Consider the following 22,867-nt stretch of genomic DNA (forward strand, 5'->3'; position numbering starts at 1 on the left):
CTGCGGGGTGGTCGGTGTAACTGTGTTACAGGCCGATACGTTCCCGAAGGGCGGTACGTCATGGCACGAGTACGGTACGGGGCTCGCGGCGAGGCGGAGGCGGCAGCGGCCCGCGAGCGGTCCGCCAGGCTCCCCGACATCTGGTCCACCGGCGTGGTCGCCGTCTGGGAGACCGACCCGGACGTCGTGGCGGCGGTCCTGCCGCCCCCGCTGAAACCCACCGCGCGCCCCCTCGTGCGCGCCAACATCAGCAAGGTCGACCTGCCCGGCCATCCGCTCGGCGCCGGCTCGGTCGCCGTGGCCGCCGCCCACGGCGACCGCGAGGGCTGGTACCCGCTGGTCATGCCGATGACCCACGAGCGGGCCCTGATCGGCGGCCGCGAGGTCTTCGGCGAGCCGAAGAAGCTGGGCGAGGTCACCGTCGAGCGCGACGGGCTCGTCGTGCGCGCCGCCCTCGCCCGGCACGGCATCGCCTTCGTGGAGGTGCGCGGCGCGGTCTCCGGACCGCTGCCGCTGCCGGCGCCCGTCGAGAAGACCGACTTCTACTTCAAGTTCCTGCCGGGCGTGGAGGGGACCGGCTTCGACACCGACCCCGTCCTCGTCCACTGCGTCCGCAACGAGAAGGTGCGGAAGCTGGAACGGATCACGGGTGACGTGGTCCTGCGCGAGTCCATGTACGACCCGGTCGCCGACCTCCCCGTGCGCCGGCTCGTCGAGATCACGATCGGCGAGAAGACCACCGACCAGAAGGGCACGGTCGCCGAACGCGTCTCCGCCCGGGACCTGCTGCCCTTCGTCCACCAGCGGTACGACGACCCGCTCCAGATCCTCGACGGACCCCCGGAAGGACGTGCCTGATGGAGCTGCGCGAGGGGCAGGTCGCCGTCGTCACCGGCGCGGCGAGCGGCATCGGGCTCGCGATGGCCCGCCGCTTCGCCGCCGAGGGCCTCGCCGTCGTCCTCGGGGACGTCGAGCGGGACGCGCTCGCGGAGGCCGCCGACGCGCTGATGGAGAGCGGCGCGCAGGTCCTCGCCCGGACGGTCGACGTCTCGGACCCCGAGGAGGTACGGGCGTTCGCCGACGCCGCGTACGACACCTTCGGCGCCGTCCACGTCCTCTGCAACAACGCGGGCGTCGGCTCCGGTGCCGAGGGACCCGTGTGGGAGCACGAGCCGAACGACTGGAAGTGGGCCTTCTCCGTCAACGTCTGGGGCGTCTTCCACGGCATCCAGGCCTTCGTCCCGCGCATGCTCGCGGGCGGCGGACCCGGCCACGTCGTGAACACCTCCTCCGGCGACGGAGGCATCGCCCCGCTGCCCACCGCCTCCGTGTACGCGGTCACCAAGGCGGCCGTCGTCACCATGACCGAGTCCCTGTACGCGCACCTGAAGGCCGAGCACGCGCGCGTGGGCGCCTCCGTGCTCTTCCCCGGCCCGCACATGCTCCGCACCGGGCTGTGGGAGTCGCACCGCAACCGGCCCGAGCGGTACGCCAAACAGCGGCCGCGCAGGTCCCCTTACCGCAGCCTCGACCAGTGGGAGGCGGCGATGAAGGAGGCCGGGCACGAGGTGGCCTTCACACCGGTGGAGGAGGTCGCCGAGCACGTCGTCGACGGCATCCGCGCCGACCGCTTCTGGATGCTGCCGGAGAGCGAGCACAGCGACCGCCTGATCAAGGCGCGCTCGCGGTCCATGCTCGACCGCGCCAACCCGTCGTACCTGGAGAGTTTCATCCTCGACTGACTCGACCGAGGGGCTTCGCCATGACCAACGAGCGCCACGAGGACCCGTATCTGATCATCTCCTCCGACTGTCACGCCGGGCTGCCCACCGAGGAGTACCGGCCCTATCTCGACCCCCGCTTCCACCGGGACTTCGACGACTTCCTGGCGGGACGCGAGGCCCGCCGGGAGGCCATGACCCGGCTCGGGGTGCGCAACGAGGCCTTCGCGGACAAGTGGTTCCACGACAACGAGGAAGGCCTGCGCGGCGGCTGGGACGCGGCGCGGCGCATCAAGGAGCTCGACGGCGACGGGGTCGCCGCCGAGGTCGTCTTCCCCGACGCGGACGCCGTCGACAGCCGGACCGCCGCGCCCTTCGGCGTCGGCCTCGGGCTCTCCGGCGACCAGGACCCGGAGCTCGGCATGGCGGGTGCGAAGGCGCACAACCGCTGGCTCGCCGAGTTCGTCTCCGCGAACCCGGCGCGGCACTGCGGGGTCGCCCTCCTCCCCGTCACCGCCGACGTCCGCGAGGTCGTCGCCGAGATCCACCGGGCCAAGGAGTCCGGGCTCGGGGCGCTCATGATCCCCTCCATGTGGGTGGACAAGGCCCCGTACCACGACCGGCGTTACGACCCCGTGTGGGCGGCGGCCGCCGAGACCGGCATGCCGGTCGTCACCCACTCCGGGGCGGCCCCGCGCGAGGAGTACGGCGACCACCTCGGGATCTACGTCTCCGAGGTCACCTGGTGGCCCGCCAGGCCGCTGTGGTTCCTGCTCTGGTCGGGCGCCTTCGAGCGCCACCCGGGCCTGCGGTTCGGGGTCGCCGAGTCCGGCTGCTGGTGGCTGCCGAATCTGCTCTGGTTCATGGACCGGCTCTACCTGGGGGCGCACGGCGGCAAGAAGCTGTCCCCGTTCGCGGAGCTGAAGCGACCGCCCAGCGAGTACCTGGACCGGCAGGTCTTCGTCTGCGCGACCAACACCAAGCGGCGCGAGCTCGCGCAGCGGTACGAGATCGGCGTCGACAACATCCTGTGGGGCTCGGACTTCCCGCACCCGGAGGGCACGTGGCCGGACACGCGCGCGTGGCTGCGGAGGACGTTCCACGACATCCCGGTCGAGGAGACGCGGCGGATGCTCGGTCTCGCCGCCGCGGAGGTCTTCGGATTCGACGTCCGAACACTGGATCCGATAGCCCGTCGGATCGGCCCCACCCCCGCCGACCTCGGCCAGCCCGCCGACCAGGCCGTCGTCGAAGCCTCCTGGGCCCGCTCGCGCGAGGTCGGCCGGCACTGGCTCACCGACCACGAGTTCCCGGTCCTGGGGGTGACGCCGTGACCGACCGCTACACCGTCGTCTCCGCCGACTGCCACGCCGGCGCCGACCTCCTCGACTACAGGCCGTACCTGGAGAAGAAGCACCACGACGACTTCGACGCCTGGGCGGCGACCTACGTCAACCCGTACGAGGACCTCCTCGCCGACACCGCCGACCGCAACTGGAACTCGCAGCGCAGGCTGCGCGAACTGGAGGCGGACGGCATCGTCGCCGAGGTCGTCTTCCCGAACACCATCCCGCCGTTCTTCCCCAAGGCCTCCCTGATGGCCCAGCCGCCCACCCGCGCCGAGTACGAGCAGCGCTGGGCCGGGCTCCAGGCGCACAACCGCTGGCTGGCCGACTTCTGCGCGGACGCCCCGGGGCGCAGGGCGGGCGTGGCGCAGATCCTCCTCAACGACGTGGACGCGGCGGTCGCGGAGATCCGCCGCACCCGCGAGGCCGGGCTGACCGGGGGCGTCCTGCTGCCGGGGGTCCCGCCGGGTTCGCCCGTCCCCGAGCTGTACTCGGCGGCGTACGACCCGATCTGGGCGGTCTGCGCCGAGCTCGACGTCCCGGTCAACCACCACGGCGGCTCCGCCTCGCCGCCGCTGGGCGACGAACCGGCCGCCCGCGCGGTGTTCATGGTGGAGACCACCTGGTTCTCCCACCGAGCCCTGTGGCACCTGATCTTCGGCGGCGCGTTCCGGCGCCATCCGGGGCTCAAGCTGGTCCTGACCGAGCAGGGCTCGGGCTGGATTCCGGGCGTGCTCGACATGCTGGACTACTACCACCGGCGGCTGGTGTCGGCCGCGACGAAGGCCGCCACCGCGGAGTCCAAGTTCGGCGCCGGCCTCGCGGAGTCCATGGGCAAGGGCCCCGGTGAGGTCTGGCGGGAGAACTGCTTCGTCGGCGCGAGCTTCATGCGCCCCCACGAGGTGCCGCTGCGCGACCGGATCGGCCTCGACAAGATCATGTGGGGCAGCGACTACCCGCACGACGAGGGCACCACCCCGTACTCCCGGGAAGGCCTCCGCATCGCCTACGCGGGACTGCCCCGGGAGGAGGTCGCCGCCATGGTCGGCGGGAACGCGGCCCGCGTCTACGGCTTCGACCTCGCCCTCCTCGACCGCCTCGCCGCCGTCCACGGCCCGGCCGTCGAGGAGATCGCCCGGCCCCTGGAGGAGGTCCCCGCGGGCGCCACCAGTCCGGCCTTCGCCCCGGGCGGGTCGGTCCGCGTGTGGTGAGGCGGCGGATGCGACCCTCCTGGAGTGACTGAAGCTCCCGTACACGAGGACGAGGCCCACGGCGGCGGCCTCGGCTCCCGTCTCAACTGGCTCCGGGCGGCCGTGCTCGGAGCCAACGACGGCGTCGTCTCCACCGCCGGACTCGTCGTCGGCGTCGCAGGCGCCACCGAGTCCCGGGCGGCCCTGCTCACGGCGGGCCTCTCGGGGCTGCTCGCCGGCTCGATGTCGATGGCGGCGGGGGAGTACGTCTCGGTCTCCAGCCAGCGCGACTCGGAGAAGGCCGCGCTCGCCCAGGAGAAGCGCGAACTGCGCGAACAGCCGGAGGTCGAACTCGCCGAACTGACCGGTCTCCTCGCCGCCCGCGGCCTCTCCCCGCAGGTGGCCCGCGAGGCCGCCGAGCAACTCACCGAGCGCGACGCCCTGCGCGCCCACGCGCGCGTGGAGCTCGGCATCGACCCCGACGACCTCACCGACCCCTGGCACGCGGCCGGCGCCAGCTTCCTCGCCTTCACCGTCGGCGCCCTGCTCCCGCTCCTCGCGATCGTCCTCCCGCCGGCCTCCGCCCGCCTCTGGATCACGGTCCTCTCCGTCCTCGCCGCCCTCGCCCTCACCGGCTGGTGGAGCGCCCGCCTCGGAGGCGCCCCCACGGGCCCCGCGATCCTGCGCAACGCGGGGGGCGGCGCCCTCGCGATGGCGGTCACCTACGGCGCCGGGTCCCTGCTGGGAGCGGCAGGCGTCTGAGGCGCTGGTCGGTCCGAGGCGCTGGTCGGTCCGAGGCGCTCGACGGTCCGAGGTGCTTGTCGGAAGGCGCCAAAGCTTGCTGACAAGTCGTCTCGCATACTTGTCGGTAACGACGTCTAGCCGCCTCCGGCCACCGCCTCTACCGTCGACGCATGCCGAACCTGCCCGACGTCGTGCTCTGGTCCATACCGGCCTTCGTCCTGCTCACCGTCCTGGAGATGGCCGGCCACCGGATCCACCCCGACGAGGACGCCGCCGGGTACGAGGCCAAGGACACCGCCACCAGCATCGGCATGGGCCTGGGGAGCCTCGCCTTCGACGCGCTGTGGAAGATCCCCGTCGTCGCGGTCTACACCGCCGTGTACGAGCTGACCCCGCTCCGCGTCCCCGTCCTCTGGTGGACGATCCCGCTCATGCTGCTCGCGCAGGACTTCCTCTACTACTGGCAGCACCGCGGACACCACGTCATCCGCATCCTCTGGGCCTGCCACGTCGTCCACCACAGCAGCCGGAAGTTCAACCTCTCCACCGCCCTGCGCCAGCCCTGGACCGGTGTCACCGGCTGGCCGTTCTACCTGCCGATGATCGCCCTCGGCGTCCACCCGGCGGCCGTCGCCTTCTGCTACTCGGTCAACCTCGTCTACCAGTTCTGGATCCACACCGAGCGCGTCGACAAGCTGCCCCGCCCCTTCGAGTACGTCCTCAACACCCCCTCGCACCACCGCGTCCACCACGCCTCCCAGGGCGGCTACCTGGACCGGAACTTCGGCGGCGTCCTCATCGTCTGGGACCGGGTGTTCGGCTCCTGGACCGGCGAGACCGAGCGGCCCGTCTACGGCCTCACCAAGAACATCGAGACCTACAACCCGCTGCGCGTCGCCACCCACGAGTACGCCGCCATCGCCCGCGACCTGCGCGCCGCGCACGGCTGGCGCGAGCGCGCCGGACTGGTCTTCCGGGGCCCGGGCCGGCAGCCGGCCCCGGGCGCCGGGACGGGCCCCGCCGCCGCGGCGGCCCCCGCGCCCGAGGCCGCCGCGTGAGCGCCGTCCCCGCGGCCGCCCGCACCGTCCCGGCCACCGCCTCCCGCGCGCTCCTGGCCGCCTTCGGGCTCGCGGCCGCCGTCGACCTGGGCTCCCTGCTCGCCGGCGCCGACCTCGGCCACCAGATCGCCAAACCGCTCCTGATGCCCCTGCTCGCCGCGTACGCCGTCGCCCACGGCGCCCCGCGACCGCTCACCGCCGCGCTCCTCCTCGGCTGGGGCGGCGACGTCCTGCTGCTCTCCGACGCCGACTGGGCCTTCCTCGCCGGCATGGGCTCCTTCGCCGCCGGACACGTCTGCTACCTGGTCCTCTTCGGACGGAGGCGTACGTCCCCGGCGCTCGGCGCCCTGTACGCGGCCGCGCTCGCCGGCACCGTCGTGCTCCTCTGGCCCGGCCTCCCCGCCGACCTGAGGATCCCCGTCGCCGGCTACTCGCTGCTGCTCACCGCGATGGCCCACCGCGCCGGCGCCCTCGGGCTCCCGGCCGGTCTCGGCGGCGCCCTGTTCCTGCTGTCCGACACCCTCATCGCCACCGGCGTCGCCGAGTGGCCCCAGCTGCCGGTGCCCGACTTCTGGGTCATGCTGACCTATGTCGCGGCGCAGTACCTGCTGACGGCGGGAGCGCTCCGCGCGATGTACGGTGAACGTCGTACAACCGTCTGACAGCAAGGACCGCCCCGCATGCGCGCCACCACCATCCACGCCCCCTTCGACATGCGCGTGGAGGACGTGCCCGACCCGGTGATCCAGGAGCCCACGGACGTCGTCCTGCGGGTCCTGCGCGCGTGCATCTGCGGCAGCGACCTGTGGGCCTACCGCGGCGAGTCCGCCCGGCAGCCCGGCCAGCGCATCGGCCACGAGTTCCTCGGCATCGTCGAGGCGGCCGGCTCCGAGGTCACCGGCTTCACCGCCGGCGACCTCGTCGTCGCCCCCTTCGTCTGGTCCGACGGCACCTGCGAGTACTGCGCCGAGGGTCTCCAGACCTCCTGCCCGCGCGGCGGCTTCTGGGGATCGGTCGGCTCCGACGGCGGCCAGGGCGAGGCCGTCCGCGTCCCCTTCGCCGACGGCACCCTCGTCAAGCTGCCCGCCGACGCCGCCTCCGACGACCGGCTCCTGACCGCGCTGCTCGCGCTCTCCGACGTCCTGGGCACCGGTCACCACGCGGCTCTCGGCGCGGGCGTCACGAAGGGCTCCACGGTCGCCGTCGTCGGCGACGGGGCCGTCGGCCTCTGCGGCGTCCTCGCCGCCAAGCGGCTCGGCGCCGAGCGGATCATCGCGCTCGGCCGGCACACCGCCCGCACCGACATCGCCCGCGCCTTCGGCGCCACCGACGTCGTCGCCGAGCGCGGCGAGGCCGCCGAGGCGGCCGTCCGCGAGCTCACCGGCGGCCAGGGCGCCCACGGCGTCATCGAGGCCGTGGGCACCGAGCAGTCCATGCGCACGGCCGTCGCGATCGCCCGCGACGGCGGCTCCATCGGCTACGTCGGCGTCCCGCACGGCAGCGGCACCGGCCTCGACCTGTCCGTCATGTTCGACCGCAACATCGCGCTGCGCGGCGGCGTCGCCCCGGTCCGCGCGTACATCCCGGAGCTCCTCCCGGACGTCCTGGACGGCACCGTCGACCCGTCCCCGGTCTTCGACCTGACGGTCGGCCTGGACGGCGTCCCGGCCGGCTACAAGGCCATGGACGAGCGCACGGCCCTGAAGGTCCTGGTCAAGCCGTAGGGCGGGCAGGGCCGGGCCCGCTGCCCGCCGTGTGGGCGATCGTTCCGCGGGGCGAGGGGGCCCTGCTCGCACGAAGCCGAGAGCTCGGGGGAGGGCGGGCACACCCCCGTTGCCGGGCACCGGCCCGCCCCGCCCCGTACGGCCCGGCGCCGTCGGCCGGCTCCTCCCGCCGGGCCGACGGCGCGGAACCGGAACCGCGGGCGGGCCGACCGGGCCGCGGGCGGGAGCCCCTCAGCCCCCGATCCACTCCGCCGCGTCCGCCCCCGCGATCCCCGGCGCCCGGGTCCACCCCGAAGGCCCGCCCTCGTACGACACGGGCGACAGCGCGTGCCGCAGCCGCCCCAACGCCCCCTCCGACTCCGCGAGGTACCGCTCCGGCTCGTACCGGGGCAGCGTCCCGGTGAGCCAGTGCCCCGTCTGCGCGAGGGCCAGGCGGACGAGACGGCTCCCGCCCTCCGCCCGCTGCTCGGTCAGCGACCGCAGCACCGCCGCCGCGAGCAGATACCCCGTGCCGTGGTCCAGCGCCTGCGCCGGCAGCGCCCCCGGCTCCTCCGCCGACCCCTCCACGGTGGCGATCCCCGTCGCCACCTGCACCAGGGAGTCGAAGCCGCGCCGCCCGCCCCACGGCCCGTAGTCGCCCCAGGCGGAGAGGCGGGCGGTCACCAGGCCCGGACGCTCCAGGTCGAACCGGTCGAGAGCGCCCGGCCGGTAGCCGGTCACCAGGACGTCGGCCGCGTCGAGGAGGCCGTCGAAGGTGCGCCGGTCCGACGGCCGGTCCAGGTCGAGCGCGGCCGTCCGCTTGCCGACGCCCGCGTCCGCGTGCTGGTCCGGCAGTTCGGGGTTGCCCGGCGGGTCGATCCGCAGCACGTCCGCGCCGAGCAGCGCCAGCGTCCGGGTCGCGACGGGCCCGGCGATCACCCGGGTCAGGTCGAGGACCCGCAGCGGGCCGGAGCGCCGCCGGGGCGCGGCCCCGTCGAGCCGCTCCCGGGTCAGCAGCGGCCGCGCCGCCACCTCCCGGCCCTGCTCGCTCGCCGCCCACTCCGCGGGCGTGCGCAGGGCGACGGCCAGGCCCCCGGCCGCGTACACCGCCGTCTCGACCTCGACGGCCTTCCGCTCGCCGATCGCCGCCGCCACGGCCTCGACGGAGTCCGGCGCATCCAGCGCCGCCAGCAACGCCGCCTTGTGGTGAGGGTAGTTGGCGTGGGTGCGGACCCAGCCGTCGGCCGCCCGCCAGAACCGTGACAGCGGCGCGAAGTTCACCGGCGCCCGTCCGTCGACCCGCAGGTGACGCTCGCTCACGAAGGCGGTGGCGACGGCCCCGTCGTCGACCCGCACCGCCCCCGGCAGCCCGGCGTGCTCCACCGCGGCGAGCGAGCAGGCCGCGACCGTCGCGCGCGCCAGGTCCATCACCGGCAGCCGCGCGGGCAGCAGCCCGGACACCCCGCCGTACTCCACGCGGTCGACGAGGGCGGGATCGCCGCCCAGGGCCGACCACAACAACTCCGTACCCGTACGCACTGTGCTGTCCATGATCGCAGTGTGGCACTCAGTGCCACCCGCGGACGTGGAGAGGGCCCCGGTGTGGCGCACCACACCGGGGCCCTCGTGCACGGCTGCCGCTTACTTCACGGCGTCCAGCGCGTCGATCAGACCGGCCCCGTAGAAGCCGTTCTTGTTCACGTCACCCTCGCAGACGGCGTCGACGGTGCCGTCGCCGTTGATGTCGTACGGGTTCGTGCAGGCGCGGTCGTCGGCCTGCGCGTACAGCAGCGCCTTCAGCGCCGCCGGGCTCGCGTAGGGGTGCGTCGACTTGAGGAGCGCCAGGACGCCCGCCGCGTGCGGCGAGGCCATCGACGTGCCGGCCTTGTAGTTGTAGCCGCCGTTGACCGTGGTCGACAGGATGCGGCCGTTGACCGCCGGGGCGTCCGGGGTCTGGTACTCGGTGCGGTCACCGCCGGGGGCGGCGACGTCGATCACGCCGAGACCGTAGTTGGAGTAGGACGCCTTCAGGTCCTTGGCGCCGGTCGAGGAGACCGTCACGACGCCCGGCAGCATGGCCGGGTAGTCGAGGCACTCCTTCGGGTCGATGACCCGGTCGCCCGGCGTGGTGTCGTTCGGGCTGCTGTTGTCGAGGATCGAGTCGGCGGCCAGGTCGAACTTGGAGTTGCCGGCCGCGGCGACGTTGACCGTGCCCTTCTTCTCCGCGTAGCGGGTGGCACGGGTGACCGCCTCGATGAGGGCCTTCTGGTCCTCGTCGTTCTTGCAGGCGAACATCCACGGGTCGGTGTAGTAGCTGTTGTTCGTGATGTCGACGCCGTGCTCGGCCGCCCACACGAAGCCGCAGACCACGGCCTCGGTGTAGAAGAAGCCGTCCGGGGTGGAGACCTTGATGCCGGAGATCTTGACGCCCGGGGCGACGCCGGTGATGCCGACGCCGTTCTTGGCGGCGCCGATGGTGCCGGCGACGTGCGTGCCGTGGTCGCTCTCGCCCGGGTTCGGACGCCACGAGCCGGCGGTGGTGTCCGGCTTGCCGGACACGCAGTTGGCGGACGCGGCCGCGTCGAAGTTCGGCGCCAGGTCCGGGTGGGTGTCGTCGACACCCGTGTCGATGACGCCGACGGTGACCCGGCTGCTGCCGAGGGTCTTCTTGTGCGCCTTGTCGGCCTTGATCGCCGGGAGGTCCCACTGCAGGGGCTCCATCGGGTCCTGACCGTCCGTGGCGGCGGCCGCGGCGGCCTTGGCCTCGGCCGGGGTCAGCGCCTGCGCGCCCTCGTCGACGGAGTCGTCGGACTGGACGGAGAGCGGGGCGGTCCGGGTCGCACCGGCCGACACCACGCCGGGCGCCTGGCGGATCGTCTTCGCGAACTCGGGGTTCTGCGAGTGGACGACGATGACGCCTATCTGGTCGTACGAGATGACCACCTCGCCGCCCGCGGCGGCGATCGCCTTCTTCACCGAGGCGCCGGTCCAGCGGCCGCCCTCGATGTTGACGACGTAAGAAAGCTTCGGGCCGTTCGTGGCCACGGTGGCCGGAGCGTCGCTCAGTTCCGCGGCGGAGGCGGCGCCGGGGGCGAGGAAGCCGAGCGAGGCCGTGAGCGCGAGACCAACCGGCAGAGCAAGAGCTCGGCCGCGCCTCGATCCCAGATGAGCCATGGGTTCTCCACATCATCCGTATGTACTGTCCGCGCGCGGGTTTGCGCGTGGGCAGGTGCATGACGAGTGAAGTTATCGCTGATCTTCCCGAAGCTTCAATGAGTTGAGAAGACTTCATGAAGATCTGTTCAAGAAAATCCCGCCGGTGAACCGCTTCGCTTCCGGCTCCGTGCCGTTGGTCAGGGGAGGGGCTCCGCTCGGAGCCCCGCTCTCCGCACCCCTGGTGAGGCCCCCTTGACCATGCCGCCCGCCCCCGCGTCCCGAGGAGATTCCGTGGCCACCGAAGCACCGCCGCCCAGAAATGACACGGAGACCGACCACGGTCCCGCGTCGCCCACGACGGAGGAATTCGTCGAGATGCAGGAAAGCGAGGAATTCGGCGAACTGCGCCGTACATACCGTTCGTTCGCTTTTCCCCTGACCGTCGCCTTCATCGCCTGGTATCTGCTCTACGTGCTGCTCTCCAACTACGCGGGCGGCTTCATGGGGACCAAGGTCTTCGGCAACGTCAACGTGGCCCTCGTCCTCGGCCTCGGCCAGTTCGCCACCACGTTCCTCATCGCCTGGCTCTACTCGCGGCACGCGGCGAACCGGCTCGACCCCAGGGCCGAGGCCATCAAGCACCGTATGGAGGCCGACGCATGAGCACCCCCGTCCTGCTCGCGGCGGGCAACGCCACCACCGAGCACCGGCCCCTGATCATCACGCTCTTCGCGGCCTTCGTCGTCGCCACCCTCGTCATCACCGTCTGGGCCGGCCGCCAGACCCGCAGCGCCGCCGACTTCTACGCCGGCGGACGCCAGTTCACCGGCTTCCAGAACGGCCTCGCGATCTCCGGCGACTACATGTCCGCCGCGTCCTTCCTCGGCATCGCCGGAGCCATCGCCCTCTTCGGCTACGACGGCTTCCTGTACTCGATCGGCTTCCTCGTCGCCTGGCTCGTCGCCCTGCTCCTGGTCGCCGAACCGCTGCGCAACTCCGGCCGGTTCACCATGGGCGACGTCCTCGCCTACCGGATGCGCCAGCGCCCCGTCCGCACCGCCGCCGGCACCTCGACCATCGTCGTCTCGATCTTCTACCTGCTCGCCCAGATGGCGGGCGCGGGCGTCCTCGTCTCGCTCCTGCTCGGCATCACCAGCGACGGCGGCAAGATCGCGATCGTCGCCCTGGTCGGCCTCCTGATGATCGTCTACGTGACGATCGGCGGCATGAAGGGCACCACCTGGGTGCAGATGGTCAAGGCGGTCCTGCTCATCGCGGGCACGCTGCTGATCACCTTCCTCATCCTCCTCAAGTTCCACTTCAACATCTCGGAGCTGCTCGGCGCGGCCGCCACCAACAGCGGCAAGGGCGACGCCTTCCTGGAGCCCGGCCTCAAGTACGGCGCCACCGCCACCTCCAAGCTGGACTTCCTCTCGCTCGGCATCGCGCTCGTCCTCGGCACGGCCGGCCTGCCCCACATCCTGATCCGCTTCTACACGGTGCCGACCGCCAAGGCCGCCCGTAAGTCCGTCAACTGGGCCATCGGCATCATCGGCGCCTTCTACCTGATGACGATCGTCCTCGGCTTCGGCGCCGCCGCCCTCCTCAAGAACAGCGACATCGTCGCCTCCAACAAGGCGGGCAACACGGCCGCCCCGCTCGCCGCCCTGGAGATCGGCGGCGGACCCGACTCCACCGGCGGCGCGGTCCTCCTCGCCGTCATCTCCGCCGTGGCCTTCGCGACCATCCTCGCCGTCGTCGCCGGCCTGACCCTGGCCTCCTCCTCGTCCTTCGCGCACGACATCTACGCCAACGTCATCCGGCGCGGAAAGGCCACCGAGAAGGAGGAGGTGCGGGCCGCCCGCTGGGCGACCGTCCTCATCGGCGTCGTCTCCATCGCGCTCGGCGCCCTCGCCCGCGACCTCAACGTCGCCGGCCTGGTCGCCCTCGCCTTCGCGGTCGCCGCCTCGGCCAACCTGCCGACGATCCTCTACTCGCTCTTCTGGAAGCGGTTCACCACCCAGGGCGCCCTGTGGTCGATCTACGGCGGCCTGATCTCCGCCGTCGTCCTCGTGCTCTTCTCGCCGGTCGTCTCCGGCAAGCCCACGTCGATGTTCAAGACGGTGGACTTCTACTGGTTCCCGCTGGAGAACCCCGGCCTCGTCTCCATCCCGCTCGGCTTCCTGCTCGGCTGGCTCGGCTCGATCCTCTCCAAGGAGGAGCCGGACAAGGGCAAGTACGCGGAACTGGAGGTCAAGTCCCTCACCGGAGTCGGAGCGCACTGAACCGTATACGGTCCGCGACCGCCGGACGGCCGTGTCGTAGAGTTCTACGACGCGGCCGCGTCGGTCCTCGTGACAATCTGCCCTGCTCGTTGTCCGTGCGCTCACGTAGGCTCGAAGAACACGCATCCGGAATACGGGGAGGGGGCCCACAGTGCTCATCGACACCTACGGCCGTGTGGCCACTGACCTGCGCGTCTCGCTCACGGACCGGTGCAACCTGCGCTGCACCTACTGCATGCCGGAGGAGGGCCTCCAGTGGCTCGCCAAGCCGGACCTCCTCACCGATGACGAGATCGTCCGGCTGATCCGCATCGCGGTCACCGACCTCGGCGTCACCGAGGTCCGCTTCACCGGCGGCGAGCCGCTGCTCCGTCCCGGCCTCGTCGGGATCGTCGAGCGCTGCGCCGCCCTGGAGCCCCGCCCCCGGATGTCCCTCACGACCAACGGCATCGGACTCAAGCGCACCGCCGCCGCCCTCAAGGCGGCCGGCCTCGACCGGGTCAACGTCTCCCTCGACACCCTGCGCCCCGACGTCTTCAAGACCCTCACCCGGCGCGACCGCCACCAGGACGTCCTCGACGGCATGGCCGCCGCCAGGGAGGCCGGCCTCACCCCGGTCAAGGTCAACGCCGTCCTGATGCCCGGCCTCAACGCCGACGAGGCCCCCGACCTGCTGGCCTGGGCGATCCAGGAGGGGTACGAGCTCCGCTTCATCGAGCAGATGCCCCTGGACGCCCAGCACGGCTGGAAGCGCGACGGCATGATCACCGCCGGGGACATCCTGGAGTCGCTGCGCACCCGCTTCGCCCTCACGCCGGAAGGCTCCGAGGAGCGCGGCTCGGCCCCCGCCGAGCGCTGGGTGGTCGACGGCGGACCGCACACGGTCGGCGTCATCGCCTCCGTCACCCGCCCGTTCTGCCGGGCCTGCGACCGCACCCGCCTCACCGCCGACGGACAGGTGCGCACCTGCCTCTTCGCCACCGAGGAGACCGACCTGCGGGCCGCGCTCCGCTCGGACGCCCCGGACGAGACGGTCGCGGAGATCTGGAAGAAGGCCATGTGGGGCAAGAAGGCCGGCTCGGGCCTCGACGACCCGAGCTTCCTCCAGCCCGAGCGCCCGATGTCGGCCATCGGCGGCTGACGTCTAGGAGGCCGGGGAGCCGGACTCCCACTCGCCCAGCGGCACGACGTCCTTCAGGAAGCCCCGTACCCCCAGGAACTGGGAGAGGTGCTCGCGGTGCTCCTCGCACGCGAGCCAGGTCTTGCGGCGCTCGGGCGTGTGCAGCTTGGGGTTGTTCCACGCGAGGACCCAGACGGCGTCGGCGTGGCACCCCTTGGCGGAACAGATCGGCTTCTCTTCACTCACGGGACCGTTGATCACCCGATCATTGTCCAGCAACAGCGATGCCGGGCAGCCACGGGGGGAGCTGCCCGGCATCGGTCCGTCGCTCCGACGGGGGATGCGGAGCGCGTAGGCAGTATGTCACGGCACATGGGGTGCGGTGCACCGGATCGTCATGATTGATCTGAGGTTTTCTTGAGGTTCGGAGCGTCGAGCGCGGGGCGCTCCGGAGTGGGGACGAAGGTGGAGGGAAGGGACGGAGCCCTCTCGCGTCCCGCGTTGGCGATCACCACGGCGATGTAGGGGAGCAGAAGGCCCAGGCCCAGCGCCACGAAGGCCACGTGCCGCTCCACGTTCCACAGCACCGTCGCGGCGATCACGGAGAACGTCCGCACCGTCATCGAGATGACGTAGCGCCGCTGTCGCCCCCGCACGTCGTCGGCGAGCCCCTGCCGGGCTCCCGTGATCCGGAAGACCTCGGTCCCGCCATGCTTCGGCATCGCCGTTCACCACCCACAGGTCGTGCCGGACCCTCCCCGGTCCGGACCTCCTTCCACCGTACGCCCGCCCCGCCGGGCCGACGAGACCGGGGCACGTACGGCGGTGTCCGACATGCGTCGTATGGCCGACGGGTCGAGACTGGGCCCACATGCGCACTAGGAGGCGACGATGAGTTGGTTGTGGGCGATCATCGTGGGATTCGTCCTCGGTCTGATCGCGAAGGCGATCCTGCCCGGGAAGCAGCAGATCCCGCTGTGGCTGACGACCGTGTTCGGCATTCTCGGCAGCGTGCTCGGAAACGCGGTCGCGACCTGGATCGGAGTCAACGACACCAAGGGCATCGACTGGACCCGGCACCTGCTCCAGCTGATCGGCGCCGTCGCCGTGGTCGGCGTGGGTGACATGCTGTGGGCCTCGATCAGGGGCAACAGACAGCGCGCCTGACGAGGGCGCCCGGCGACGGCGCCCGGCTACGGCGCCTGGCTACGGCGCCTGGCTACGGCGCCTGGCTACGGCGCCTGGCTACGGAAAGAGGCCCGGTACGGCGCACCGCGCGTACCGGGCCTCTCCCGTGATCCCGCTAGCCGGCGAACTCGATCGCCGCCAGGTTCTTCTTGCCGCGCCGCAGCACCAGCCAGCGGCCGTGCAGCAGCTCCTCCGCCGACACCTCGGCGTCCTCGGCGGTCACCTTCACGTTGTTCACGTAGGCCCCGCCCTCCTTCACCGTGCGCCGCGCCGCCGACTTGCTCGCCACGAGACCGACCTCGGCGAACAGGTCCACGACCTGGCCGAGCCCGGTCACGCGCGCGTGCGGCAGCTCGGACAGCGCGGCGGCGAGCGTCGGCTCGTCCAGCTCGGCCAGGTCGCCCTGCCCGAACAGCGCCTTGGAGGCGCCGATGACGGCGGCGCACTGCTCGGCGCCGTGCACCAGGGTGGTGAGCTCCTCGGCGAGCGCCCGCTGTGCGGCACGCGCCTGCGGCCGCTCGGCGGTCTGCGCCTCCAGCTCCTCCAGCTCCTCGCGGGACTTGAAGGACAGGATCCGCATGTACGTCGAGATGTCCCGGTCGTCCACGTTCAGCCAGAACTGGTAGAACGCGTACGGCGTGGTCATCTCCGGGTCCAGCCAGACGGCCCCGCTCTCGGTCTTGCCGAACTTGGTGCCGTCCGCCTTGACCATCAGCGGGGTCGCGAGGGCGTGGACCTCGGCGCCCGGCTCCAGGCGGTGGATCAGGTCCAGGCCGGCCACCAGGTTGCCCCACTGGTCCGAGCCGCCCTGCTGGAGCGTGCAGCCGTAGCGGCGGTACAGCTCCAGGAAGTCCATGCCCTGGAGCAGCTGGTAGCTGAACTCGGTGTAGCTGATGCCCTGCTCGGACTCCAGGCGCCGGGCGACGGAGTCCTTGGTCAGCATCTTGTTGACCCGGAAGTGCTTGCCGATGTCCCGCAGGAACTCGATCGCCGACATCCCGGCGGTCCAGTCCAGGTTGTTCACCATGACCGCCGCGTTCTCCCCCTCGAAGGAGAGGAAGGGCTCGATCTGCGAACGCAGCCGGTTCACCCAGTTCGCGACCGTCTCGGGGTCGTTCAGGGTGCGCTCGGCCGTCGGCCGCGGGTCACCGATCTGGCCGGTGGCCCCGCCGACCAGCGCCAGCGGCCGGTGCCCGGCCTGCTGGAGCCGGCGGACGGTGAGGACCTGGACCAGGTGGCCGACGTGGAGACTGGCCGCGGTCGGGTCGAAACCGCAATAGAACGTGACGGGACCGTCCGCGAGAGCCTTGCGCAGTGCGTCCTCATCGGTGGACTGGGCGAACAGCCCGCGCCACTTCAGCTCGTCGACGATGTCCGTCACGATCGTCCGTCTCCTCAGAAAGTTGTAGTGCTACGACGACTCAGTCTAGGCGGGTCAGACCCCCTTGCTGACCGAGCTCATGTTGAAGTCCGGCACCCGCAGGGAGGGCATCGCGGCCCGGGTGAACCAGTCGCTCCACTCGCGCGGCAGCGTCTTCTCCGTACGGCCCGCCTCCGTGGCCCGCGACAGCAGGTCCACCGGCGACTCGTTGAACCGGAAGTTGTTCACCTCGCCGACCACCTCGCCGTTCTCGACGAGGTAGACGCCGTCCCGGGTCAGCCCGGTCAGCAGCAGCGTCGCCGGGTCGACCTCGCGGATGTACCAGAGGCAGGTCAACAGCAGGCCGCGCTCCGTCGCGGCCACCATCTCGTCCAGGGAGCGCTCGCCACCGCCGTCCAGGATCAGGTTCCCCGCTCCCGGGGCCACGGGCAACTGAGTAAGCCCCGCCGTGTGCCGGGTGGTGATCAGGTGCGCCAGGCTGCCGGCCGTCACCCAGTCGACCGGCCCGACCGGCAGACCGTTGTCGAAGACGGAGGAGTCGTCGCCGGAGGAGTGCGCGATCACGAACGGCGAGGACTCCAGGCCCGGCTCGTTCGGGTCGCTGCGCAGCGTCAGCGGCAGCGGGGAGAGCGTCTCGCCGAGCCGGGTGCCGCCGCCGGGCTTGGAGAAGACCGTACGGCCCTCCACCGCGTCCCGGGCCGCCGAGGACCACAGCTGGTAGATCATCAGGTCGGCCACGGCGGTCGGCGGCAGCAGCGTCTCGTACCGCCCGGCGGGCAGCTCGATCCGCCGCTCCGCCCAGCCGAGGCGGGTCGCCAGCTCGGCGTCGAGCGCGGCCGGGTCGACGTCCTTGAAGTCCCGGGTCGAGCGCCCGGTCCAGGCGGAGCGCGAGCGGTCGGGGGACTTGGCGTTCAGCTCCAGGGTCCCGTTGGGCTGGTCGTGGCGGAGCCGCAGCCCCGTGGACGTGCCCAGGTAGGTGGAGGTCAGCTCGTGGTTGGCGAAGCCGTAGAGCTCGCGTCCGCCGGCACGCGCGCGTGCGAAGGCCTCGCCGAGCGCCGGGGCGAAGTCGGTGAAGACGGCGGAGGAGGTCTCCGCCGGGGCGTCCGTGAAGTCGGGCGAGGCGGGCACGCCCTCCACCAGCGGCTGGGCGTCCTCGGCGGGCCCGGCGGCGCGCGCGGCGGCCTCGGCGGCCCGGACCAGCGGCTCCAGGTCGTCGGCGGTCACGGCGGACCGCGAGACGACACCGGAGGCGGTGCCCTGGGCGCCGTCGACGGTCGCGATCACGGTGAGCGTCCGGCCGCGGGTCACGCCGTTCGTGGTGAGCGCGTTCCCGGCCCAGCGCAGATTGGCCGAGGACTCCTCGTCGGCGATGACGACACACCCGTCCGCGCGGGACAGCTCCAGGGCCCGCTCGACGATCTCGTACGGCTTGCTGACGCGGCTCATCGACCGGCCTCCTGCGTCGTGTTCAGGATGTTGACGCCCCGGAAGAGGGCGGACGGGCAGCCGTGCGAGACGGCGGCGACCTGGCCCGGCTGGGCCTTGCCGCAGTTGAAGGCGCCACCGAGGACGTACGTCTGCGGGCCGCCGACCTGCTCCATCGAGCCCCAGAAGTCGGTGGTCGTCGCCTGGTACGCCACGTCCCGCAGCTGCCCGGCGAGCCGGCCGTTCTCGATGCGGAAGAAGCGCTGGCCGGTGAACTGGAAGTTGTAGCGCTGCATGTCGATCGACCAGGACCGGTCGCCGACCACGTAGATGCCGCGCTCCACGCCCCCGATCAGGTCCTCCGTCGACAGACCGCCCGGATCCGGCTGGAGCGAGACGTTCGCCATCCGCTGCACCGGGACGTGCGCGGGGGAGTCGGCGAAGGCGCAGCCGTTCGACCGGCCGAGGCCCGTGAGCTTCGCGATCCGCCGGTCCAGCTGGTAGCCGACGAGCGTGCCGTCCTTCACCAGGTCCCAGCTCTGCGCCTCGACGCCCTCGTCGTCGAAGCCGACCGTGGCGAGACCGTGCTCGGCGGTCCGGTCACCCGTCACGTTCATGATCGAGGAGCCGTACGCCAGCTTGCCCAGCTGGTCGAAGGTGGCGAACGAGGTGCCGGCGTACGCCGCCTCGTAGCCCAGCGCCCGGTCCAGCTCGGTGGCGTGCCCGATGGACTCGTGGATCGTCAGCCACAGGTTCGACGGGTCGACGACCAGGTCGTACCGGCCCGCCTCCACGCTCGGCGCCCGCATCTTCTCGGCGAGCAGCCCCGGGATCTCGTCGAGCTCCTTGTCCCAGTCCCAGCCGGTCCCCGTCAGGTACTCCCAGCCCCGCCCGACCGGCGGCGCGATCGTCCGCATCGAGTCGAACTCGCCGGTCGTCTCGTCCACGGCGACCGCCGTGAGCTGCGGGTGCAGCCGGACGCGCTGCTGGGTGGTCACGGTGCCGGCCGTGTCCGCGTAGAACTTGTTCTCGTGGACGGTCAGCAGCGAGGCGTCCACGTGCGCCACGCCCTCCGCCCGGAGCAGCCGCGCGCTCCAGTCGGCGAGCAGCGCGCTCTTCTCCTCGGCGGGGACGGAGAAGGGGTCGATCTCGTACGAGGACACCCAGGTGCGCTCGGAGTGCACCGGCTCCTCGGCCAGCTCGACACGCTCGTCGGAGCCGGCCGCCGCGATCACCTTCGCCGACAGCTTGGCCATGGCGACCGCCTGCGAGGCGACCCGCGCGGCCCCGTCCATCGTCAGGTCGACGCCGGACGCGAAGCCCCAGGCACCGCCGTGCACCACCCGCACCGCGTAGCCGAGGTCAGTGGTGTCCGAGGACCCGGACGGTTTGGCGTCGCGCAGCCGCCACGAGGCGCTGCGCACCCGCTCCAGGCGGAAGTCCGCGTGCTCGGCACCCAGCGCGCGCGCTCGGGCGAGCGCCGCGTCGGCGAGCGCCCGCAACGGCAGCGCGACGAACGAAGGGTCGATCTGATGGACCACGAGCGGCCTCGCTCTCGGCGATCGGAAGACGGCGGTTGATCTGTCCGGAAGTCAATCACGGCACGGGCGGCCGAGTCCGCGCATTGGATCGGAGTGCGCCCAGGGCGAAGCCGTGGGCCGGTCCGTACCGGCCCCGAGCTGTAGGGATCCGACAGTGACACCCGTACGCCACTGTCGGAGGTCGATTCCTCATGTCGGGAGCGGTACCGATAGGTTTTCGGCTACCAGACCGCTATCGAAAGGGTGATCCGTTGAGCCGCTCGGTTCTCGTCACCGGAGGAAACCGGGGCATCGGCCTCGCCATCGCCCGCGCGTTCGCCGAGGCCGGCGACAAGGTCGCGATCACGTACCGCTCCGGCGAGCCCCCGGCCGCCCTGGTCGAGCTCGGCTGCCTCCCCGTCAAGTGCGACATCACCGACGCGGAGCAGGTGGAGACGGCCTACAAGGAGATCGAGGAGAAGCACGGCCCGGTGGAGGTCCTCGTGGCCAACGCCGGCGTGACCAAGGACCAGCTCCTCATGCGCATGACCGAGGAGGACTTCACGTCCGTCCTCGACACCAACCTCACCGGCACCTTCCGGGTCGTCAAGCGTGCCAACCGCGGGATGCTGCGCGCCAAGAAGGGCCGTGTCGTCCTGATCTCCTCGGTGGTCGGTCTGCTGGGCTCCGCGGGCCAGGCCAACTACGCCGCCTCCAAGGCCGGCCTGGTCGGTTTCGCCCGCTCCCTCGCGCGTGAGCTCGGCTCGCGCAACATCACCTTCAACGTCGTCGCGCCCGGTTTCGTCGACACCGACATGACCAAGGTCCTCACCGACGACCAGCGCGCGGGCATCGTGTCCCAGGTTCCGCTGGGCCGTTACGCGCAGCCGGAGGAGATCGCCGCGACGGTGAAGTTCCTCGCCTCCGACGACGCCTCGTACATCACTGGAGCCGTCATCCCGGTTGACGGCGGATTGGGCATGGGTCACTGATCACCATGAGCGGAATTCTCGAGGGCAAGCGCATCCTCATCACCGGTGTGCTGATGGAGTCCTCCATCGCCTTCCACGCCGCGAAGCTGGCCCAGGAGGAGGGTGCGGAGATCATCCTCACCGCCTGGCCGCGGCCGACGCTGACCGAGCGCATCGCCAAGAAGCTCCCCAGGCCCGAGAACGTCAAGGTCCTCGAGCTCGACGTCTCGAACGACGAGCACCTCGCCCGCCTGGAGGGCCAGGTCCGCGAGCACCTGGGCGACCGCCTCGACGGCATCGTGCACTCCATCGGCTTCGCGCCGCAGGACGCGCTCGGCGGCAACTTCCTCAACACGCCGTTCGAGTCCGTGGCCACCGCCATGCACGTCTCCGCCTTCTCCCTGAAGTCGCTGACCATGGCGCTGCTGCCGCTGATGTCCGAGGGCGGTTCGGTCGTCGGCCTCACCTTCGACGCGAAGTTCGCCTGGCCGCAGTACGACTGGATGGGCCCGGCCAAGGCCGCCCTGGAGGCCACCAGCCGCTACATGGCGCGCGACCTCGGCAAGCAGAACATCCGCTGCAACCTGATCTCGGCGGGCCCGCTCGGCTCCATGGCCGCGAAGTCCATCCCGGGCTTCGGCGAGCTGGCCTCCGTGTGGGACAGCCGTTCCCCGCTGGAGTGGGAGCTCTCGGACCCGGAGCCGGCCGGCCGCGGCATCGTCGCGCTGCTCTCGGACTGGTTCCCGAAGACCACGGGCGAGATCATCCACGTGGACGGCGGTCTGCACGCCATCGGCGCGTAACCGCCCCGTACAGCGGAAAGGGCCGTGTGTCCGCCGGATGGCGGACACACGGCCCTCGCCGTTCCGCAACTCCTGCACGACTCGAAAATCAGCCCGAACCACCCCAGACTGAGGCAGAGCGTGATGTTCTGCTGCTGACGGGGAGGAGGTACGGGCATGCGCGCGATACGCAACGGCTTCGGGGCGATCGCCTCCGTGGCCGTTCTGATCACCGGGACAGCCGTCGCCACCGAGCTGCGGGCCGCTCCCGCCCCTGCCGAGGAGCTCCCGGCCACCGCCCCCGCGACCGGGGAGCCGGAGGACTTCGGAGCCTCCTGCCGCACCCTCGTCGAGGGCTCCCGCGTCACCGCCCACTGCAGCAACCCCTACCCCCGCGCCGACCGCGTCCGCCTCCACGTCGAGTGCGACCGCTGGTGGGACCTCGACGGCGACAGCGCCCCCGTGGAGGTCGGCCCCGCCGACTACGTCCAGGTCACCGGCCGCTGCTGGAAGGAGGTCCGGTCCGCCTGGATCACGCACCAGCCAGCGGATCCGCCCCCTGCTCCCGGCCCGCTTCCGGTACGGGGCTCCTGAGGCACATGAAGGGGTAGCCTGCCGCCTCGGTGCCCGCCCGCTCGGCGTCGCCCTCGCGGATCGCGTCCACCAGGCGCGCGTGGTCCATGTGGTTCTCCGGCCGCAGCACCCGCCCCACGTCGTCGCGCAGCCAGTCCCGCAGCAGATCGCCCAGGTCCGCGTAGAGCTCCGTCAGCACCTCGTTGCCCGAGGCGGCGACGACCGCGTGGTGGAAGGCCGCGTCGGCCGTCACGAACCGCTCCGCGTCCCCCGACTCCCACGCCTCCTCGCGGCGGCCCAGCAGGGCGTCCAGCTGCTTCAGGTCCCGCTCCGTGCGCCGCTCGGCCGCGAACCGGGCCGCGGCGGACTCCAGCGTGGAGCGCAGCTCGGCGACGTGTCGGGGGTCGGAGCCGGCGAAGCGCCGGTGCATGACACCGGCCAGCTCGCTGGTGGCGACGACGTAGGTCCCCGAGCCCTGACGGATGTCGAGCAGGCCGTTGTGCGCGAGCGCGCGGACCGCCTCGCGCACGGTGTTCCGGGCGACGCCCAGCTGCTCGACCAGTTCGGGCTCGGTCGGGATGCGCGAACCCACCGGCCACTCGCCGGAGGTGATCTGGTTCCGCAGCTCGGCGATCACCTGGTCGGAGAGACCGGTGCGCCGGGGGTGACCGAGGGCCATGGAGCGCCTTCCCATTAGTTCGAGA

At 71.9% G+C, this 22,867-nt stretch carries 23 protein-coding genes; 15 read left to right on the forward strand and 8 right to left on the reverse strand.

Annotated elements, in window-relative coordinates:
• Nucleotides 1-60 precede the first annotated feature (60 nt).
• From K7G60_RS19865 to K7G60_RS19900, 8 genes are all read left to right on the forward strand, one after another.
• Nucleotides 61-858, forward strand: coding sequence for an acetoacetate decarboxylase family protein (locus K7G60_RS19865; RefSeq protein ID WP_225802286.1), 798 nt, complete (start codon nt 61-63; stop codon nt 856-858).
• Nucleotides 858-1,742 carry an SDR family NAD(P)-dependent oxidoreductase gene (locus K7G60_RS19870; protein ID WP_225802287.1) on the forward strand — a complete coding sequence of 295 codons (885 nt, stop codon included), beginning with the start codon at nt 858-860 and terminating at the stop codon, nt 1,740-1,742. The genes K7G60_RS19865 and K7G60_RS19870 overlap by 1 nt, the downstream gene beginning before the upstream one ends.
• Before the next feature lie 20 nt (nt 1,743-1,762).
• Nucleotides 1,763-3,055: an amidohydrolase family protein gene (locus K7G60_RS19875; RefSeq protein ID WP_225802288.1), complete on the forward strand. Its 1,293-nt coding sequence runs from the start codon at nt 1,763-1,765 to the stop codon at nt 3,053-3,055.
• The gene (locus tag K7G60_RS19880; RefSeq protein WP_225802289.1) at nt 3,052-4,278 is read left to right on the forward strand and encodes an amidohydrolase family protein; all 1,227 of its coding nucleotides are present in this window, start codon (nt 3,052-3,054) and stop codon (nt 4,276-4,278) included. Before K7G60_RS19875 ends, K7G60_RS19880 begins: the two co-directional genes overlap by 4 nt.
• Before the next feature lie 24 nt (nt 4,279-4,302).
• Entirely contained in the window at nt 4,303-5,019 is a 717-nt protein-coding gene (locus K7G60_RS19885; protein ID WP_225802290.1) for a VIT family protein, read from the forward strand.
• A gap of 152 nt (nt 5,020-5,171) precedes the next feature.
• Nucleotides 5,172-6,059, forward strand: a complete 888-nt coding sequence (locus tag K7G60_RS19890) for a sterol desaturase family protein (RefSeq protein WP_225802291.1) — start codon at nt 5,172-5,174, stop codon at nt 6,057-6,059.
• Nucleotides 6,056-6,721 (forward strand): lysoplasmalogenase, encoded by a 666-nt coding sequence (locus tag K7G60_RS19895; protein WP_225802292.1) that lies wholly within the window; start codon nt 6,056-6,058, stop codon nt 6,719-6,721. Before K7G60_RS19890 ends, K7G60_RS19895 begins: the two co-directional genes overlap by 4 nt.
• Nucleotides 6,722-6,739: 18 nt before the next feature.
• The gene (locus K7G60_RS19900; RefSeq protein WP_225802293.1) at nt 6,740-7,783 is read left to right on the forward strand and encodes a zinc-dependent alcohol dehydrogenase family protein; all 1,044 of its coding nucleotides are present in this window, start codon (nt 6,740-6,742) and stop codon (nt 7,781-7,783) included.
• A 231-nt stretch (nt 7,784-8,014) separates the two neighbouring features.
• Here K7G60_RS19900 and K7G60_RS19905 read toward each other — a convergent pair whose 3' ends face one another.
• Nucleotides 8,015-9,313: a CoA transferase gene (locus tag K7G60_RS19905; RefSeq protein WP_225802294.1), complete on the reverse strand. Its 1,299-nt coding sequence runs from the start codon at nt 9,311-9,313 to the stop codon at nt 8,015-8,017.
• 90 nt (nt 9,314-9,403) lie between these two features.
• The gene (locus K7G60_RS19910) at nt 9,404-10,936 is read right to left on the reverse strand and encodes a S8 family serine peptidase (protein ID WP_225802295.1); all 1,533 of its coding nucleotides are present in this window, start codon (nt 10,934-10,936) and stop codon (nt 9,404-9,406) included.
• Nucleotides 10,937-11,209: 273 nt separating this feature from the next.
• On the opposite strand from K7G60_RS19910, the gene K7G60_RS19915 reads away from it, so the two are divergent.
• From K7G60_RS19915 to moaA, 3 genes are all read left to right on the forward strand, one after another.
• Nucleotides 11,210-11,581, forward strand: coding sequence for a DUF485 domain-containing protein (locus tag K7G60_RS19915; protein ID WP_225802296.1), 372 nt, complete (start codon nt 11,210-11,212; stop codon nt 11,579-11,581).
• On the forward strand, nt 11,578-13,203 hold the full coding sequence (locus K7G60_RS19920; protein ID WP_225802297.1) for a cation acetate symporter: 1,626 nt from the start codon (nt 11,578-11,580) through the stop codon (nt 13,201-13,203). The genes K7G60_RS19915 and K7G60_RS19920 overlap by 4 nt, the downstream gene beginning before the upstream one ends.
• Before the next feature lie 151 nt (nt 13,204-13,354).
• A complete protein-coding gene (moaA, locus tag K7G60_RS19925) occupies nt 13,355-14,344 on the forward strand; it encodes a GTP 3',8-cyclase MoaA (protein ID WP_225802298.1) in 990 nt (329 codons plus the stop codon).
• Between the two features lie 3 nt (nt 14,345-14,347).
• Here moaA and K7G60_RS19930 read toward each other — a convergent pair whose 3' ends face one another.
• Together K7G60_RS19930 and K7G60_RS19935 are read right to left on the reverse strand one after the other, a co-directional pair.
• Nucleotides 14,348-14,584 carry a hypothetical protein gene (locus K7G60_RS19930; RefSeq protein WP_225802299.1) on the reverse strand — a complete coding sequence of 79 codons (237 nt, stop codon included), beginning with the start codon at nt 14,582-14,584 and terminating at the stop codon, nt 14,348-14,350.
• Nucleotides 14,585-14,718: 134 nt separating this feature from the next.
• The gene (locus tag K7G60_RS19935) at nt 14,719-15,045 is read right to left on the reverse strand and encodes a DUF3099 domain-containing protein (RefSeq protein WP_225802300.1); all 327 of its coding nucleotides are present in this window, start codon (nt 15,043-15,045) and stop codon (nt 14,719-14,721) included.
• A gap of 169 nt (nt 15,046-15,214) precedes the next feature.
• Between K7G60_RS19935 and K7G60_RS19940 the strand changes: the two genes are divergently transcribed.
• A complete protein-coding gene (locus K7G60_RS19940; protein ID WP_225802301.1) occupies nt 15,215-15,490 on the forward strand; it encodes a GlsB/YeaQ/YmgE family stress response membrane protein in 276 nt (91 codons plus the stop codon).
• Between the two features lie 136 nt (nt 15,491-15,626).
• Here K7G60_RS19940 and tyrS read toward each other — a convergent pair whose 3' ends face one another.
• From tyrS to K7G60_RS19955, 3 genes are read right to left on the reverse strand one after another with little or no spacing between them, the layout of a single operon-like run.
• On the reverse strand, nt 15,627-16,892 hold the full coding sequence (gene tyrS, locus K7G60_RS19945) for a tyrosine--tRNA ligase (RefSeq protein ID WP_225802302.1): 1,266 nt from the start codon (nt 16,890-16,892) through the stop codon (nt 15,627-15,629).
• A gap of 54 nt (nt 16,893-16,946) precedes the next feature.
• Entirely contained in the window at nt 16,947-18,338 is a 1,392-nt protein-coding gene (locus K7G60_RS19950) for a metallopeptidase TldD-related protein (protein WP_225802303.1), read from the reverse strand.
• On the reverse strand, nt 18,335-19,858 hold the full coding sequence (locus tag K7G60_RS19955) for a TldD/PmbA family protein (protein ID WP_225802304.1): 1,524 nt from the start codon (nt 19,856-19,858) through the stop codon (nt 18,335-18,337). The genes K7G60_RS19950 and K7G60_RS19955 overlap by 4 nt, the downstream gene beginning before the upstream one ends.
• 251 nt (nt 19,859-20,109) lie before the next feature.
• On the opposite strand from K7G60_RS19955, the gene fabG reads away from it, so the two are divergent.
• The 3 genes from fabG (at nt 20,110) to K7G60_RS19970 (ending at nt 22,184) form a co-directional block, all read left to right on the forward strand.
• Complete coding sequence (gene fabG / locus K7G60_RS19960) at nt 20,110-20,829, forward strand: 3-oxoacyl-[acyl-carrier-protein] reductase (RefSeq protein ID WP_225802305.1); 720 nt, start codon at nt 20,110-20,112, stop codon at nt 20,827-20,829.
• 5 nt (nt 20,830-20,834) lie between these two features.
• Nucleotides 20,835-21,611: an enoyl-ACP reductase FabI gene (gene fabI / locus K7G60_RS19965; RefSeq protein WP_225802306.1), complete on the forward strand. Its 777-nt coding sequence runs from the start codon at nt 20,835-20,837 to the stop codon at nt 21,609-21,611.
• Nucleotides 21,612-21,767: 156 nt separating this feature from the next.
• Nucleotides 21,768-22,184 (forward strand): hypothetical protein, encoded by a 417-nt coding sequence (locus tag K7G60_RS19970; RefSeq protein WP_225802307.1) that lies wholly within the window; start codon nt 21,768-21,770, stop codon nt 22,182-22,184.
• Here K7G60_RS19970 and K7G60_RS19975 read toward each other — a convergent pair.
• Nucleotides 22,123-22,842 carry a FadR/GntR family transcriptional regulator gene (locus K7G60_RS19975; protein ID WP_225802308.1) on the reverse strand — a complete coding sequence of 240 codons (720 nt, stop codon included), beginning with the start codon at nt 22,840-22,842 and terminating at the stop codon, nt 22,123-22,125. The two genes, K7G60_RS19970 and K7G60_RS19975, sit on opposite strands and share 62 nt — an antisense overlap.
• Between the last annotated feature and the right edge of the window lie 25 nt (nt 22,843-22,867).

It is taken from the genome of Streptomyces sp. NK15101 (assembly GCF_020400725.1).
GTDB lineage: Bacteria > Actinomycetota > Actinomycetes > Streptomycetales > Streptomycetaceae > Streptomyces.

Excerpts from the sequence above, each read along its gene's own strand:
- K7G60_RS19865 (WP_225802286.1), top strand. The coding sequence starts at position 61 with ATGGCACGAGTACGGTACGGGGCTCGCGGCGAGGCGGAGGCGGCAGCG.
- K7G60_RS19870 (WP_225802287.1), top strand. The coding sequence starts at position 858 with ATGGAGCTGCGCGAGGGGCAGGTCGCCGTCGTCACCGGCGCGGCGAGC.
- K7G60_RS19875 (WP_225802288.1), top strand. The coding sequence starts at position 1,763 with ATGACCAACGAGCGCCACGAGGACCCGTATCTGATCATCTCCTCCGAC.
- K7G60_RS19890 (WP_225802291.1), top strand. The coding sequence starts at position 5,172 with ATGCCGAACCTGCCCGACGTCGTGCTCTGGTCCATACCGGCCTTCGTC.
- K7G60_RS19900 (WP_225802293.1), top strand. The coding sequence starts at position 6,740 with ATGCGCGCCACCACCATCCACGCCCCCTTCGACATGCGCGTGGAGGAC.
- K7G60_RS19905 (WP_225802294.1), bottom strand. The coding sequence starts at position 9,313 with ATGGACAGCACAGTGCGTACGGGTACGGAGTTGTTGTGGTCGGCCCTG.
- K7G60_RS19910 (WP_225802295.1), bottom strand. The coding sequence starts at position 10,936 with ATGGCTCATCTGGGATCGAGGCGCGGCCGAGCTCTTGCTCTGCCGGTT.
- K7G60_RS19920 (WP_225802297.1), top strand. The coding sequence starts at position 11,578 with ATGAGCACCCCCGTCCTGCTCGCGGCGGGCAACGCCACCACCGAGCAC.
- K7G60_RS19935 (WP_225802300.1), bottom strand. The coding sequence starts at position 15,045 with ATGCCGAAGCATGGCGGGACCGAGGTCTTCCGGATCACGGGAGCCCGG.
- K7G60_RS19940 (WP_225802301.1), top strand. The coding sequence starts at position 15,215 with ATGAGTTGGTTGTGGGCGATCATCGTGGGATTCGTCCTCGGTCTGATC.
- K7G60_RS19950 (WP_225802303.1), bottom strand. The coding sequence starts at position 18,338 with ATGAGCCGCGTCAGCAAGCCGTACGAGATCGTCGAGCGGGCCCTGGAG.
- fabI (WP_225802306.1), top strand. The coding sequence starts at position 20,835 with ATGAGCGGAATTCTCGAGGGCAAGCGCATCCTCATCACCGGTGTGCTG.
- K7G60_RS19970 (WP_225802307.1), top strand. The coding sequence starts at position 21,768 with ATGCGCGCGATACGCAACGGCTTCGGGGCGATCGCCTCCGTGGCCGTT.
- K7G60_RS19975 (WP_225802308.1), bottom strand. The coding sequence starts at position 22,842 with ATGGCCCTCGGTCACCCCCGGCGCACCGGTCTCTCCGACCAGGTGATC.